The sequence below is a fragment of the Pseudarthrobacter sp. H2 genome, assembly GCF_050157045.1.
Lineage (GTDB): Bacteria > Actinomycetota > Actinomycetes > Actinomycetales > Micrococcaceae > Arthrobacter.
The window spans coordinates 4,590,425-4,604,457 of record NZ_CP189594.1; the positions used below are offsets into that span (position 1 = coordinate 4,590,425).

13 protein-coding genes and 1 pseudogene are annotated in these 14,033 nt (G+C 69.1%); 11 read left to right on the forward strand and 3 right to left on the reverse strand.

Annotated elements, in window-relative coordinates:
• Positions 1 to 33 precede the first annotated feature (33 nt).
• The 7 genes and pseudogenes from ACQCSZ_RS21380 to ACQCSZ_RS21410 all read left to right on the forward strand — a co-directional run bounded on the left by ACQCSZ_RS21380 (position 34) and on the right by ACQCSZ_RS21410 (position 7,768).
• Complete coding sequence (locus ACQCSZ_RS21380; protein WP_427008414.1) at positions 34 to 1,104, forward strand: Gfo/Idh/MocA family protein; 1,071 nt, start codon at positions 34 to 36, stop codon at positions 1,102 to 1,104.
• Positions 1,101 to 2,096: an NAD-dependent epimerase/dehydratase family protein gene (locus tag ACQCSZ_RS21385; protein ID WP_427005625.1), complete on the forward strand. Its 996-nt coding sequence runs from the start codon at positions 1,101 to 1,103 to the stop codon at positions 2,094 to 2,096. The genes ACQCSZ_RS21380 and ACQCSZ_RS21385 overlap by 4 nt, the downstream gene beginning before the upstream one ends.
• On the forward strand, positions 2,093 to 3,265 hold the full coding sequence (locus ACQCSZ_RS21390) for a DegT/DnrJ/EryC1/StrS family aminotransferase (protein WP_427005626.1): 1,173 nt from the start codon (positions 2,093 to 2,095) through the stop codon (positions 3,263 to 3,265). The genes ACQCSZ_RS21385 and ACQCSZ_RS21390 overlap by 4 nt, the downstream gene beginning before the upstream one ends.
• The gene (locus tag ACQCSZ_RS21395) at positions 3,262 to 3,918 is read left to right on the forward strand and encodes an acetyltransferase (RefSeq protein WP_427005627.1); all 657 of its coding nucleotides are present in this window, start codon (positions 3,262 to 3,264) and stop codon (positions 3,916 to 3,918) included. Before ACQCSZ_RS21390 ends, ACQCSZ_RS21395 begins: the two co-directional genes overlap by 4 nt.
• 127 nt (positions 3,919 to 4,045) lie before the next feature.
• Positions 4,046 to 4,402, forward strand: a pseudogene (locus ACQCSZ_RS21400) (VanZ family protein); the annotation flags it as partial.
• An 81-nt stretch (positions 4,403 to 4,483) separates the two neighbouring features.
• Positions 4,484 to 5,080, forward strand: a complete 597-nt coding sequence (locus ACQCSZ_RS21405) for an acyltransferase (RefSeq protein WP_427008415.1) — start codon at positions 4,484 to 4,486, stop codon at positions 5,078 to 5,080.
• Between the two features lie 9 nt (positions 5,081 to 5,089).
• A complete protein-coding gene (locus tag ACQCSZ_RS21410) occupies positions 5,090 to 7,768 on the forward strand; it encodes a WecB/TagA/CpsF family glycosyltransferase (RefSeq protein ID WP_427005628.1) in 2,679 nt (892 codons plus the stop codon).
• An 18-nt stretch (positions 7,769 to 7,786) separates the two neighbouring features.
• Here ACQCSZ_RS21410 and ACQCSZ_RS21415 read toward each other — a convergent pair whose 3' ends face one another.
• Both ACQCSZ_RS21415 and mscL read right to left on the reverse strand, forming a co-directional pair.
• A complete protein-coding gene (locus ACQCSZ_RS21415; protein WP_427005629.1) occupies positions 7,787 to 8,641 on the reverse strand; it encodes an amino acid-binding protein in 855 nt (284 codons plus the stop codon).
• 112 nt (positions 8,642 to 8,753) lie between these two features.
• Complete coding sequence (mscL, locus tag ACQCSZ_RS21420) at positions 8,754 to 9,305, reverse strand: large conductance mechanosensitive channel protein MscL (RefSeq protein ID WP_427005630.1); 552 nt, start codon at positions 9,303 to 9,305, stop codon at positions 8,754 to 8,756.
• Between the two features lie 195 nt (positions 9,306 to 9,500).
• Between mscL and ACQCSZ_RS21425 the strand changes: the two genes are divergently transcribed.
• From ACQCSZ_RS21425 to ACQCSZ_RS21440, 4 genes are all read left to right on the forward strand, one after another.
• Positions 9,501 to 10,565: an FUSC family protein gene (locus ACQCSZ_RS21425; protein ID WP_427005631.1), complete on the forward strand. Its 1,065-nt coding sequence runs from the start codon at positions 9,501 to 9,503 to the stop codon at positions 10,563 to 10,565.
• A 145-nt stretch (positions 10,566 to 10,710) separates the two neighbouring features.
• Positions 10,711 to 11,499, forward strand: coding sequence for an IclR family transcriptional regulator (locus ACQCSZ_RS21430; protein ID WP_427005632.1), 789 nt, complete (start codon positions 10,711 to 10,713; stop codon positions 11,497 to 11,499).
• A gap of 143 nt (positions 11,500 to 11,642) precedes the next feature.
• Positions 11,643 to 12,833, forward strand: coding sequence for a 4-hydroxybenzoate 3-monooxygenase (locus ACQCSZ_RS21435; RefSeq protein ID WP_427005633.1), 1,191 nt, complete (start codon positions 11,643 to 11,645; stop codon positions 12,831 to 12,833).
• Between the two features lie 152 nt (positions 12,834 to 12,985).
• Positions 12,986 to 13,378: a nuclear transport factor 2 family protein gene (locus ACQCSZ_RS21440; protein WP_427005634.1), complete on the forward strand. Its 393-nt coding sequence runs from the start codon at positions 12,986 to 12,988 to the stop codon at positions 13,376 to 13,378.
• 71 nt (positions 13,379 to 13,449) lie between these two features.
• Here ACQCSZ_RS21440 and ACQCSZ_RS21445 read toward each other — a convergent pair whose 3' ends face one another.
• On the reverse strand, positions 13,450 to 13,953 hold the full coding sequence (locus ACQCSZ_RS21445; RefSeq protein ID WP_427005635.1) for a GNAT family N-acetyltransferase: 504 nt from the start codon (positions 13,951 to 13,953) through the stop codon (positions 13,450 to 13,452).
• Positions 13,954 to 14,033 lie beyond the last annotated feature (80 nt).

Below are 14,033 nucleotides of genomic sequence, written 5' to 3' on the forward strand. Positions count from 1 at the left end.
CCGGGGAAGCCCTTCGGCAGTGAAGTGGACCTCATGGCGGCCGCCGCTCCCTTGCGGGCCGCCGTCATCGGCGCCGGCTACTGGGGACCGAACCTGGCACGCAATTTCAAGGCCAGTCCCGACTGGGAACTCGCCGGAATCGTGGACATGGACCATTCCCGGGCCGCCAAGCTGGCCGCCGCGCACGGAGGTGTTCCCGTCTGCGGGTCGGTCCAGGAATTGCTGGAGACGGTCGACGTCGATGCCGTCGCGATTGCGACGCCGGCACATACGCACCACGGCATCGCCTTGACGGCGCTCAGGGCCGGAAAGCACGTCCTCGTTGAAAAGCCGCTGGCGGACAGCCGGGCCAAAGGCCTTGAGATGGTCGAAGAAGCCGAGGAGCGGGGCCTGGTCCTGATGGCGGACCACACGTACTGCTACACCCCGGCCGTCCTGAAGATCCGGGAACTGATCGCAGAAGGTTCGCTGGGCGAGATCCTGTTCATCGACTCGGTGCGGATCAACCTGGGACTGGTCCAGCCGGACGTGGACGTCTTCTGGGACCTTGCCCCGCACGATCTGTCCATCCTCGACTTCATCCTTCCCGGGGGCCTGCGGCCTGCCGAGGTGGCCGCCCATGGCGCAGATCCGCTGGGCACCGGACGCGCCTGCGTGGGCCACCTGACCTTCGCGCTGCCCCACGATGCCATGGCGCACGTGCACGTGAACTGGCTCAGCCCCACGAAGATCCGCCAACTCGTGGTCGGCGGCTCCCAGCGCACGCTCGTCTGGGACGACCTGAATCCGCAGCAGCGGCTTAGCATCTACGACCGTGGAGTGAGCCTGGACAAGCAGTCCCGGTCAGCGGCAGACAGACAAGCCTCGGCCATTTCCTACCGGCTCGGCGACACCTGGTCGCCGGCCCTGCCCGAGCACGAGGCACTCGGGCAGATGGTGGCCGAATTCGCCAGCAGCATCTGGCAGCAGCGGCCGGCGCGGACCAGCGGGGCCTCCGGCCTCCGGGTGCTTTCGGTGCTGGAAGCAGTCAGCAACAGCCTCAGAGCGGATGGAGCGTCCAGCGCCGTCATCGGCAACGAGGCCCAATTGGAGGGAATGCGATGAGCACGTTGCAGGGGGCGCAGGTCCTGGTGACCGGCGGAGCCGGAACCATCGGGTCCACAATCGTTGACCACCTGATCGCCGCGGGGGTTGACCGGATCCAGATCCTGGACAACCTGGTCCGGGGCCGCCGGGCCAACCTCGACGAGGCGATGGCCACCGGCCGGGTGCAGCTGATCGAAGGCGATTTGCGCGACCGGGATCTGGTCCACGACCTGACCCGGGGCAAGGACATCGTCTTCCACCAGGCGGCCATCCGGATTACCCAGTGCGCGGAGGAGCCCCGGCTGGCCTTGGAGGTGCTCGTGGACGGCACCTTCAACGTGATCGAGGCGGCGGCAGCCCAGCGCGTCGACAAGCTGATTGCGGCGTCCAGCGCCTCGGTCTACGGCATGGCGGAGTCATTCCCCACCACGGAACGCCACCACCACCACAACAACGACACTTTCTACGGGGCCGCCAAGTCGTTCAACGAAGGCATGGTCCGCAGCTTCCGGGCCATGACCGGGCTGGACTATGTCCTGCTGCGGTACTTCAACGTCTACGGGCCCCGGATGGACGTGCACGGCCTGTACACCGAGGTGCTGGTGCGCTGGATGGAACGCATCGCGGACGGCCAGCCGCCGCTCATCTTCGGCGATGGACGGCAGACCATGGACTTCGTCCATACCAGGGACATTGCCCGGGCCAATATCCTGGCGGCCGGGAGCGGCGCCCGCGAGGGCGTCTACAACGTCGCGAGCGGCGCCGAGACCAGCCTGCTGGACCTCGCCGAGGCGCTGTTGCGGGCCATGGACTCGGACCTGCACGTGGAGCACGGTCCGGACCGCGCCGTCAACGGCGTCGTCCGGCGGCAGGCGGATACCACGGCGGCCAGGCTCGACCTTGGATTCACCGCCGACACCGGGCTGGAGGAGGGACTCCGGGAACTCGTGGACTGGTGGCGTCCGCTGCGCGGGGAAATCGCCGCCGCCAGGGTGGGAGGCGTGCGATGACCATCAGCCAGGACCGGGTGCTGAGCCGGATCAACGTGATGAAGCCCTGGCTCGGGGTCGAGGAATCCGACGCCGTTGCGGAAGTGATCGCCTCGGGCTGGGTGGCGCAGGGACCCCGCGTGGCACGGTTTGAGGCAGCCTTCGCCGCCTCGCAGCAGGCCGCGCACGCCGTTGCGGTCTCCAACTGCACCACGGCCCTGCACCTGGCACTGAAAGTGGCCGGCGTCGGGCCGCACGACGACGTCGTCGTCCCGTCGTTCTCCTTCATCGCCACCGCCAACGCCGTCAGCTATGTCGGCGCCCGCCCGGTATTTGCCGACGTCGAGGCGGACACCGGGAACGTGTCGGCACAGAGCATCGCCGCGGCCCTGACGGCGGCCACGCGCGCCGTCATCGTGGTGGACCAGGGCGGCATGCCGGTCGATCTGGAACCGATCCGGGAATTGTGCGACCCGCTGGGCATCACGGTGATCGAGGATTCCGCCTGCGGGGCAGGCTCCACCTACCGCGGGCGGCCGGTGGGGGCGGGCGCCGAGCTCGCCGCGTGGTCCTTCCATCCCCGCAAGATCCTGACCACCGGCGAGGGCGGCATGCTGACCACGCGCAACAGCGAATGGGCGGACCGGGCCCGGCAACTCCGCGAACACGCGATGAGCGTGTCCGCCAACGACCGCCACGCCTCGGTTTTGGCCCCGGCCGAGGAATATCTCGAGATCGGGTTCAACTACCGGATGACCGACATGCAGGCCGCAGTGGGCCTGGTGCAGCTGGGCCGGCTGGCCGAGGCCGTGGCCCGGCGCCGGCAGATTGTGGCCGTCTACCGGCAGGCGCTGGGCGAGGTGGAGGGGCTTCGCTTCAGCCAGGACCCGGCGTACGGCACCAGTAACTTCCAGTCCTTCTGGTTCGAGGTCCTCCCGGCGTTCGCCCTGGGGCGCGAGGAACTGCTGGAACAGCTCGCGCGGGATGGCATTTCCGCCCGGCGCGGCATCATGGCCGCACACCGGCAGCCTGCCTACGCCGGATCGGATACCGGCGGGGCGGACCTTTCCGTCACCGAACGGCTCACCGACAACACCGTGATCCTCCCGGTCTACCATCAGCTGACGCCGGGCGATCAGTCCCGGGTGATCCGCTCCGTTCGGCGCGCCGGCGGGGGAGCGGCCACATGAATGAGCTCCTTCTGATCGCCGCCGGCGGCCTGGCCCGCGAGGTCCTGGCCACCGTCCGCGAGAGCGGCCAACACGACGTCGTCGGGATCCTCGACGACGACGAGGACAAGGCGGGATCCGTCGTGGACGGAGCACGCGTCCTCGGCCCGGTCAGTGACGCGCTCCGCTACCCGCAGGCCCGGGCGGTCGTCTGCGTCGGCGCGGGAAGCGGGCGGGCCCGGGTCGTTGCCCGGCTGGCCGGCCTGGGGTTTCCGCAGAGCCGCTTCACCACCGTCGTGGACTCCTCGGTGCGGATCCCCGCGGGATGCCGGATCGGCGTGGGGAGCATCCTGCTGGGCCACGTCACCCTGACCGCGGGGGTGACGCTCGGGGAGCATGTGGTGGTGATGCCCGGCGTGACGCTCACCCATGACGATGTCGTGGAGGATTTCGCCACCTTCGCCTCCGGAGTCTCGCTGGGCGGGGGAGTCAGGATCGGGCGCGCCGCCTACCTGGGCATGAACGCCAGCGTGAGGGAAGGGACTTCGGTGGGCGCCGGAGCCATGATCGGCATGGGGGCGGTCGTCCTGCGGGACGTGCCGGCGGACGCGACCTGGGTCGGTGTTCCGGCGCGCGCGATGCGAAGCGGAATTCCCAGCCGGGTGGGGTCATAAAGTCATGGGAATCGTCGTCAATCCCCGGCCCCCGGCCGTTACCCCGGCCGCCGTGCGCACTGCGGCCGGAGGTTGAGCGATGGGTACGTCGCAGCTGCTGCATCCCAATGCCCGCCACGGAATCCTCATGCTGCTCACGCTCTACCTTGCAACGCTGGCCTGTATCGGATTCTGGCCCACGGCCGTGGACCGGCCGCTGATCGCCTTCGTCAATGACTTGCTCTCGTCGCTGGACGGGAACGCCCTCACCGCGGGAATCGAATACAAACACGTGGAAAGCGTTGCCAACGTGATCCTCTTCGTCCCCCTGGGGCTGCTGGTCGCCCTGCTGGTGCCGGCCCGTCGCTGGTGGCTGGCTGCCATGGTCGGCCTGACCACCTCCGCGGCGATCGAAACCATCCAGTTCCTGCTGCTGAGCCAGCGCACGGCAAGCCTGCGGGACGTCGCAACCAACACCCTCGGCGCATTGATGGGAGCGGCGGCCATCCGGCTGGCGCGTATCCGGCGCGGTGCGCCCCCCAACACTCCGGTCCCCGGCACCGGAACCGCTTACGGCAGGAGCGACATGAAGGATATTGCCAGCACAGCCGACGTGGCAGGAACCGCGAGCATCGGCACGGACACCCGGATCTGGCATCTCGCCCAGATCCGAGAAGACGCCACGGTGGGCAGCAATTGCAACATCGGTCGCGGCGCGTATGTCGGTCCGGGCGTCCGGGTGGGGGACAACTGCAAACTGCAAAACTATGCCCTGGTCTACGAACCGGCGCGCCTGGCCGACGGCGTCTTCATCGGCCCGGCCGCCGTGCTGACCAACGACCTGCATCCGCGGGCCATCACCCCGGATGGAATCCTCAAAAATTCGGACGACTGGGAAGCCGTCGGCGTGACCGTCGGAAAGGGTGCCTCCATCGGCGCCCGCGCTGTCTGCGTCGCTCCGGTCCGCATCGGCGAATGGGCGACGGTGGCAGCCGGGGCCGTCGTCACGAAAGATGTGCCGGACTACGCCGTGGTAGTCGGCGTCCCGGCGCGGCAGGCGGGCTGGGTGGGCGAGGCCGGGCATCCGCTGAAGCAGGACGACGGCGGAACCTGGCTATGCCCGGTGACCGGGCGCCGCTACATCGAAGCTGACGGGCATTTATTGCCCGCTGACATGGACTGAGGGGGCGTCGTGCAGAAGCTGGACAGCAGCAAGGTGATACTGGGCGGCACACCCGTGGATCTCATGGACCCGGGGCCGGCTTTGGAGCTTATCCTCGCCCGTGCCGCCGACGGCGGGGCTCGACCGCTTGCCGTGGCTTCGGTAAATCTTGACCATCTCAACCATTTCGGCACCGGCGGGCGATGGGAGGGCACCCTGCACGCGGATCCGGCCAGCGACCTGGAGTGGCTCTACCTCCTCGACGGTGCGCCCCTGGTGGCCCAGTCCCAGCGGCTCACCGGCCGTCGATGGCCGCGGCTCGCCGGGAGCGATCTTGCCTCCCCGCTGTTGGTCCGCGCCGAGGAACTGGGCCTGAAGGTGGGATTCCTCGGCGGCTCGGAGGACAACCAGCGGCTGTTGGCAGAAAAGATTGCACGGGAACATCCGCGGCTCCTGGTTGCCGGAATGTGGTCCCCGGACCGGCAGGAGCTGGCCTCCGCCCAGGAGTCGGACCGGATCGCCAGGAGCATAGCCGGCTCCGGCGCGCAGATACTCTACGTGGGGCTCGGCAAACCCCGCCAGGAGCTCTGGATCGACGAATACGGTACGCTTACCGGCGCCGCCGTGCTGCTGGCTTTCGGCGCGGCCGTGGACTTCCTCGCCGGCCGGGTACGGCGCGCACCCCGATGGGCCAGCGAGCACGGCCTGGAATGGAGCTACCGGCTGGCCCTGGAACCCAGGCGGCTGGCCGGCCGCTATCTGCTCGGCGGGCCGCCCGCATACCTGAAACTGCTGACGGGCTCATCCACCGTGCCGCCGGCCATGCCCGATTCCGCACCGACGGCCGCGCCGGCGTCCCGGACGCCCGGCAGCTTCACCGGACCGGACGGCTGCGTCGATGCCGCCGTCGTCGTCGTTACCTACAACAGTTCCCGGGACATTGGCCCGCTGCTGGACAGCCTGCGGGCCGAAACGCCCGATCTGACGCTGCGGGTGCTGGTTGCGGACAATTCCTCCGAAGACGGCACCCTGGGGCTGGTACGCCGCGGGCACCCGGACGTCATCGCGTTTCCCACCGGCGGGAATCTGGGGTATTCGGCCGGCATCAACGCCGCCCTGCTGCGGGCGGGGGATGCCGCGACGGTAGTCGTGCTCAACCCGGACGTCCGGGTGGGACGCGGCAGCCTGAAGACCATGCTGCACCGGCTGCGCGGCTCACACGCCGGGGCCGTCGTCCCCCGGTTGGTCGATGCGGACGGTGCCACCAGCCCGACGCTGCACCGGGAGCCCAGCCTCCCCCGGGCCGTCGGGGACGCGTTGCTGGGCCGGCGCGTGCCCAACCGGCCCGGCTGGCTGGCCACCACCGATTTCAATACGGAGAGCTATGCCCACGCGCACCCCGTCCAATGGGCCACCGGCGCCGCGCTGATGGTCCAGCGGTCCGTGGCTGACCTGGTGCCGTGGGACGAGTCGTACTTCCTTTATTCGGAAGAGACCGATTTCTTCCGCCGGCTGCGCATGCTTGACGAAACCGTCTGGTACGAGCCGGCGGCCACCATGACCCATGTGGGCGGCGGTTCCGGCGCTTCGGCGGAGTTGAACGCCCTGATGGCGGTCAACCGGACCCGGTACGTCCGCAAGTACCACTCCGCAGCGTATGCGGCCCTGTTCCACGCCATTCTGGTCCTGTCTGAAGTGCTCCGGTGCTGGAAGCCGGAGCGCAAGGGGGTGTTGCGGGCCATGCTCTTCGAGGATCTCTGGGCTGCCCTGCCCGGCCCCACCCAGGATAAGGACACCCGGGATTTCCCCGAGGGCTCTGTGATCATCCCGGCGCACAACGAAGCGGGAGTCATTGCCCGCACCCTGGCACCGCTGGCCCCGATGGCGGCCAGCGGAAAGCTGGACGTGATCGTCGTCTGCAACGGCTGCACCGATGACACGGCCGAGGTCGCCCGCCGCTTCGAGGGCGTGACGGTCCTGGAAGCGCAGCAGCCCTCCAAGACCGCGGCCCTGAACGCAGGAGACGCCGCCACAACACGGTGGCCACGGCTCTACCTGGACGCCGACGTGCAGATCAGCCCGGGTGCGGTGCGGGACGTCCTGAACGCATTGTCGCAGGGCAGCCTCCTGGCGGCACGTCCCGCCGTCCGCCTGGACCTGCAGGATGCCCACCCGCTCATCCACGCTTACTACCGCGCCCGGCTGCGGCTGCCGTCCGCCGGCAACGGGCTCTGGGCGGGCGGCGCCTACGGCCTGTCCGAGCAGGGCCGGCGGCGCTTTGGGGAGTTCCCGGACCTGATCGCCGACGACCTTTTCGTGGACCGGCTCTTCTCGGCAACTGAGAAGGCAGTCCTGGATGTGGAGGACCCCGTGGTGATCCGCCCGCCCCGGACCCCGCGGGCCCAGCTGGCGGTGCTGCACCGCGTCTACCGCGGCAACGCCGAGCAGAACGGCCGTGACGGCCGGCACAGCACGGCACGGCAGACCCTGGCCGAGCTGGTCAGGTCCATCCGCGGCCCGCTTTCGGCCGCCAACGCCGTCGTCTATCTGGGATTCGCCGTTGCGGGGCGCAGGGGTGCCGGGCGGCCGGGCGGCTGGGAACGTGACGAAAGCAGCCGTCCGCCGGCCACGGAAAGCCGCGGCGCGGGGCCTGACGACGCCGGCGGAGTTCCGGCCGCTCAGGCAGCGGATGACGGCCGGGAGCCCTGATATGCCCCGGGAGCCCTGCTAGGCCGGAGGGGCCGGGCGGTGGGCCAGGGTCTCGGCGAGTTCCGCGAGCCGGTGGGCGCGGGCGGACTCCGCCGGAGTGAACGGCTCGTCGGGCCGGATGAAGCTGATGGGGCCGTGCCAGGCGGTCGGGATGCGCAGTATCGTGCCGCCGGCGGCGGAGGCCTCCTGCCACGGGCCCGGACCCTCGGCGGGGACAATCCGGGCATGCAGCAATTCCGCCACCGCCAGCGGCAGCTCATCCGGATTGGCGGCGATCCGGGCGGCCAGGCTCAGCGCGCCGGTCTGCCCGTCGGCCATGGCCAGCGCCGTGGTGGGCCAGACGTGCGGATCCTTCCCGCCGCCGTCGCGCAGTGCCCGGAGCAGCTCGCCCTCGCGGAGCTCCCCCGGCGCGGACAGCACAAACTCGTCCAGGACCCCGTCCGCCACCGGGTGGACATGGATGCTGAGGATGTTGGTGTCCAGCCTGGCCAGCGACTGCGTGATCTTCTGCAGCGAACCGGGCCTGTCCTTCAGGACTGTCCTGGCCCGCCACAGGGCAGGCGCCGCCACCAGCCGGCTGCGGTGCCGCAGGGCGGGGGCGTGCAGCCAGCGCCGCAGCATCCGCGCCGCCGAGGGCTCCGCCACCCAGATCACCAGGATCGTGGCGGTCAGCGTGAGGACCAGCACCTTGGCGACATACGGCAGGTGCGTTTCCACCACAGCGGCGTGCACCAGCAGTTCAATCGGCAGCATCACGGCGATATTGGCCAGGGTCAGCCTGGCCTTGGTCGGTTCGGGCATCTGGCCGCAGACTTCGCAGCTCAATTCGGAGGGCGCGGGGGACGGTGTTCTGCCAGGGGCTTTAGGCTTCATGCTCCCATGATGGCGGCCCGCTGTTTCAGGCGGATTGCGGCCGGGTGACGGATTCGGACCCGGCGCTGCCGGCCAAGGCGAGCTGCCGCCAGGAAGCACCGGCCTGGCCCGGTCAGCGGCGGTGCGAACCGGTCAGCTCGGCCGCCTCTTCGCCGGACGGCCCGGCCGCCGCTGCGCCCGCCTCTTCGCCGGACGGCCCGGCCGCCGCCGCGGCCGCCTGCCCGGCCGCCGTCGAACCGGGCAGTCCGGCCGTCCGCTCCGGGGCGGCGAGCTGCGCCAGCAGGTCACGGATCTCGGCGAGCAGCGCGGTGTCCGCCGGCAGCGGCTTCTCCTCGGGTTCCGCCGTGGCCAGGCGTTTCTTGACCATGCCGTTGATCCTGTTCATGGGTGCCACGAAGAGGAAATACACCACCGCCGCCGTGATCAGGAAGGTGAGGAAAGCGGTGATCACCGCGCCGAAGTTGACGAAGGTTTTCGCATTGCCGGGCCAGATGTGGAAGCCCAGGCCGTCGGTTTCCACACCGCCCGCCGCCGCAATGACCGGGTTCACGATGTTGGAGGTAAATGCGCCGACCAGTGCCGTGAACGCCGTGCCGACGACGACGGCGATGGACAGTTCGATCACGTTGCCGCGCAGGATGAAATCCTTGAATCCTTTGAGCATGGGGACCTCCGGTATGTCTTTGCTGGATGAATTGGTTGCAGGAACCAACCGAAAGACGCTACCACTTCGTGCGCGCGGGTCCGATTCCAATGAACGGCCGGGCGATGCTGCCCCGTTGCCGTTGCGGCGTAGAATCCAGCGTGGATGCCACCGCCGCCGTCGTACCATTGTGACCTCAACGAAAGGCGCCCAGCCGTGAAGATGCTCTCCGAGATGTTCACCATGGGACCCGGCAAGAACGACCATCAGGTGGCGCTCCGCTGCGCCGTCGGCGTCTTTGTTCCCCTGGCCACCCTCCTGCTGCTGGACCGCCTCGACCTGGCCGTCTTCGCCTCCTTCGGGGCCTTCACCGGGATCTACGGCCGGAACGAGCCGCACGCCAGGCGGTTCACCATCCAGCTGCGGGCCGGCCTGCTCATGATGCTCGTGATGCTCCTTGCCGCCCTGACGGCCCGCACCGGCGAGGCCTTCGCGCTCACTCCCGCGGGCACCACGTGGATCCAGGTCCTGGCCACCACCGTGGTGGCCGGCGCCTGTTCGTTGATCGTCGCGTGGTGGCGCCTCCGCCCGGCAGGCTCACTCTTCCACATCTTCGCCTTCGCGGCCATCGCGTCCATCCCCAACCAGCCGCCGCTGTGGCAAGGCATGCTGGTGGCGGCCCTCACTGTCTCGCTCTCGCTGCTGATCGGAATATCCGCCCGCGTGGCCCGAAGCCACCGGACGCCGTGGGTGCGGCCGAAGCCCCCGCGGCTGACGCCGGGCGAAAAGCGGGCTGCCCGGCTCGAGGCCGTGGGGTACGTCGTGGCGGCCGGCGTGGCCGGAACCCTGGGGACCCTGGCCGGTCAATGGCTCGGCTTCGGCCACAATTACTGGGCCATGGTGGCGGCGGTGGTCCCGCTGGTGGGGCATTCCACCCGGCACCGTGTCAGCCGGGGGATGCAGCGCATCGTGGGCACGGCCCTGGGGCTGGTGGTGCTGGCCGGGATCCTGTGGCTCCGGCCCGCCCCGTGGCAGACCGTGCTGGTGATCGCGGCCTGCCAGTTCGGCGCCGAAATGTTCATCGCCCGCCAATACGTCCTGGCGCAGGTCTTCGTCACGCCAGTGGCGCTGATCACGACGCTGCTGGTGGCGCCCTCCTCGCCCGGAATCCTGCTGCGGGACCGGATCGTGGAGACCGTCATCGGTGCCGCGGTCGGCGTCGCCGTCGTGCTGGCCCCGACGGTCTGGCGCCGCCTGCGCGCCCGCCAGCCCGCGCCCTAGCGGCTGCTGCTGGCGCCCGACGGCGGCGCCCGCGCCGGCCGCCGCGGGGATGGTGTGCGGTCGAATGCCAAAAGCTGGCTGTCCCACCCTCCCGCCGCAAGGGGTAGGGTGGAAGAGCAGATACCATTCAACGGAAGAGGCACCCATGGCGAATTCTGTCTCCGGGGATTCCGTGGTGGACCGCGTCGTCCGGGTGATCGAGGCCTTTCCGGAGGGCGTCACCGAGCTGCAGCTCTCCGAGCTGGCCGGCCGTGCCGCCCTGCCCCTCGCCTCGGCCCACCGGCTGGTCCGGCAGCTCGCGGGACACGGGCTCCTGGAACTGGGAAGCGGCGGCTCGGTCCGGCTGGGGCTGCGGCTCTGGGAGCTGGTCAACCGCAACTCGCCCACCCTCGCCCTGCGCCAGGCGGCCCTGCCGTTCATGGACGACATCCAGCAGGTGCTGAACCAGAACGTGAACCTGGCGGTGCTGGACGGCCGGGAGGCGCTCTTCGTGGAACGGCTCTCACGCCGCGGATCCGTGGCGAACAGGGCAAAGATTGCGGGCCGGATGCCGGTGCACGTGTCCTCGGCGGGCCTTGCCCTGATGGCCAACCAGCCAGCCGCCGTGCAGGCTGAGTATCTGCGCGGGTTCAAGGATCCCGCGGGCAAGCTGCGCGCGGAGGATGTCCGCGCCCTCCTTCACGAGACTGCCGCCCACGGGTACGCCCAGCTCGCCGGCGTCGTGGACCCGGACACCTGGGGCATTGCCGTGCCCGTGCGGAACGCGCGGAACCGCACGGTGGCCGCGCTCGGCGTCGTGGTTCCGCTGCGCGAGATGCGGCTGCAGGCGCTGGTCCCGGCCCTGCAGACGGCGGCGCGCGGCATCGGGCGGCAACTGAATGACTCGCCGGCCACCATCTCACCGCGCCCGGCTCAGTTCCATTCAATGGAATAGTTGTACCGCCCATCACGTGTCCCGGGGCACACTGTAGCCAGGGAATCCAACCGGCCCCGATGCGCTGGATGCACCGCCTGCAGGGTACGCAAAGTACCGCAGGGCACGCAGCGGTCAGGGCGCCGCAACGAAGCGAGGAACACATGGCAAACCGTACAATCGTCACCACCCAGGTCGCCATCATGGGCGCCGGTCCGGCGGGGTTGATGCTCTCCCACCTGCTGGCCAGGCAGGGCATCGAATCCACCGTCATCGAGATCCGCAGCCATCAGGAGATCTCGGAAACCGTGCGCGCCGGCATCCTGGAACACGGCTCCGTGAACCTGCTCGTTGACAGCGGCGTCTCCGACCGCGTGCTCCGCGACGGTGACCGTCACGACGGGATCGAACTGCGCTTCAACGGCGAAAGCCACCGGATCGACTTCCAGGAGCTCGTCGGGGAATCGGTCTGGCTCTACCCCCAGACCGACGTCTTCCTCGACCTCGCCGCACGGCGCAAGGAAGACGGCGGCGACGTCCGGTACAGCGTCACGGACACCACGATCCATGACCTTGAAGGCAAGCCGAAGGTCTGGTTCACGGACGCCGACGGCGTGGAATACGAGCTCCAGGCGGACTTCATCGCCGGCGCCGACGGCTCCCGCAGCCACAGCCGTTTCCAGATTCCGGAGGCGCAGCGCAAGTGGTACTTCCACGAATACCCCTTCGCCTGGTTCGGCATCCTCGCCGAGGCGCCCCGCAGCTCCGACGAACTGATCTACGCCAACTCCGAAAACGGCTTCGCCCTCATCAGCCAGCGGACCGAAACGGTGCAGCGCCTGTACTTCCAGTGCGATCCGAACGAGGACGTCAACAACTGGAGCGAGGACCGGATCTGGGAGGCCTTCCGCAGCCGCGTCAACGGCAACGGTTTCGAGCTCAAGGAGGGGCCGGTGATCGACAAGACGGTCCTGAAATTCCGCAGCTTCGTGCACGCCCCGATGCGCCACGGAAACCTCTTCCTCGCCGGGGACGCCGCCCACACCGTTCCGCCGACCGGCGCCAAGGGCCTGAACCTGGCGCTCCATGACGTCAAGGTGCTCTTCGAGGGATTCGACAGCTTCTACAAGACCGGCTCCACCGCCCTGCTGGACGGCTACAGCGGCCGCGCCCTGGACCGCGTCTGGAAGGCCCAGCAGTTCTCCTACTGGATGACGTCGATGCTGCACACACCGGCGGATGTGGACGATTTCACCCGCGCCCGCCAGCTCGGCGAGCTCAACTCGGTAGTGTCTTCCCGCCACGGCCGCGCATACCTGGCCGAGGCGTACACCGGCTGGCCGGGCGGCCACTAGGGCCCACGCCGGGCCGGGGACCGCGGTTCACGCGTCCCCGGCCGTGCAGCCCGTGAGCCTGCAATGATTTCCCCATCGACAGGCACCTGGGTCAGGAATAGCCTTAAGCCGTCCCGGAATGACCCGACAAGGATGACGGAGAGGTGTCCGACATGGGAGCTGCAGAAAATGCTGAACTGGTCCGGCGGGGGTACGAGGCCTTCAAGACAGGCGATGTGGCGGCACTCAGCGAGATAATCGCGGAGGACGCGGTTTGGCACGTTGCCGGAAGCGGCGTGCTATCGGGGACAAAGCAAGGGCGCGACGCCGTCTTGGCCTACTTCGGTGAACTGGGAACACGCTCCCAGGGTTCCTTCCAGCCGGGGGTCCAGGACATCATCGGCGGGGAAGACCACACGGTGGGGATCCAGCGAACGCACGCCGAAAGCAACGGCAAAACCATGGATGTGGCCACCGTCATCACGTTTGTAGTCCGCGACGGAAAGATCACCGAGGGCCGGGAGTTCTTCGAGGACACGGCGAAGGTGGACGAGTTCTGGGCCTAATCCTGGCGCGCATGGTCAAGGAGGTCCGGCCGTTGCCCCGCTGCAGGATGGCGTAGATGGCCGCCGCCTCGTCAGGCCATGGCCGTGTGCGCGGCGCTGTGCGAATCGATCGCCTTGGCGTAGCAGTACGAGTGCTCCACCCCCACATAGGGTCCGAAGTTCGGCACGGCTCCGAAGCCGGAACTCTCGTAGAAATGCCGGCCATCGGGCTGGGCGGAGCCCGCCTCCGCGGTGATGGAGGTGATCCCGAGGGAATGGGCGTGGGCTTCCAGCGCCGCCAGGATGGAAGTCGCCACGCCGGAGCCTCGGGTGTACGGCAGGACGTAGAGCCGCTTGATCTCGGCGGTGTGCCCGTCCAGGATCCGCAGCCCGCCGCAGCCGACGGGCTGGCCGGAGGCCTTGTCGTGTGCGACGAGGAATATGGCGGTGTCGGCTTCCGACGGCGGCGGTCCGGGTTCGTGGTCGCTGGTGCCGAAGCGGGCGTCCAGTTCCGCCTGCTGGGCGGCGCGCAGGGCCGCACCCACGGGGTTGGCCCAGGTGACCTGCCTGATGTTGAGCCGGGGGTTGGTCTGCATGGCTGCCTCGTTTCGCCGAAGGGGTATGCAGACCAAGCCTAAGAGCCAGCGGTTACCGCGGTGTTTCCTGCCGGTAAGCG

Bases quoted from the DNA above. Each gene is read 5' to 3' on its own strand.
- ACQCSZ_RS21435 (WP_427005633.1), top strand. From the start codon at position 11,643: ATGGCAAACCGTACAATCGTCACCACCCAGGTCGCCATCATGGGCGCC.
- ACQCSZ_RS21390 (WP_427005626.1), top strand. From the start codon at position 2,093: ATGACCATCAGCCAGGACCGGGTGCTGAGCCGGATCAACGTGATGAAG.
- ACQCSZ_RS21430 (WP_427005632.1), top strand. From the start codon at position 10,711: ATGGCGAATTCTGTCTCCGGGGATTCCGTGGTGGACCGCGTCGTCCGG.
- ACQCSZ_RS21405 (WP_427008415.1), top strand. From the start codon at position 4,484: ATGAAGGATATTGCCAGCACAGCCGACGTGGCAGGAACCGCGAGCATC.
- ACQCSZ_RS21445 (WP_427005635.1), bottom strand. From the start codon at position 13,953: ATGCAGACCAACCCCCGGCTCAACATCAGGCAGGTCACCTGGGCCAAC.
- ACQCSZ_RS21385 (WP_427005625.1), top strand. From the start codon at position 1,101: ATGAGCACGTTGCAGGGGGCGCAGGTCCTGGTGACCGGCGGAGCCGGA.
- ACQCSZ_RS21415 (WP_427005629.1), bottom strand. From the start codon at position 8,641: ATGAAGCCTAAAGCCCCTGGCAGAACACCGTCCCCCGCGCCCTCCGAA.
- ACQCSZ_RS21395 (WP_427005627.1), top strand. From the start codon at position 3,262: ATGAATGAGCTCCTTCTGATCGCCGCCGGCGGCCTGGCCCGCGAGGTC.
- ACQCSZ_RS21440 (WP_427005634.1), top strand. From the start codon at position 12,986: ATGGGAGCTGCAGAAAATGCTGAACTGGTCCGGCGGGGGTACGAGGCC.
- ACQCSZ_RS21380 (WP_427008414.1), top strand. From the start codon at position 34: ATGGCGGCCGCCGCTCCCTTGCGGGCCGCCGTCATCGGCGCCGGCTAC.
- mscL (WP_427005630.1), bottom strand. From the start codon at position 9,305: ATGCTCAAAGGATTCAAGGATTTCATCCTGCGCGGCAACGTGATCGAA.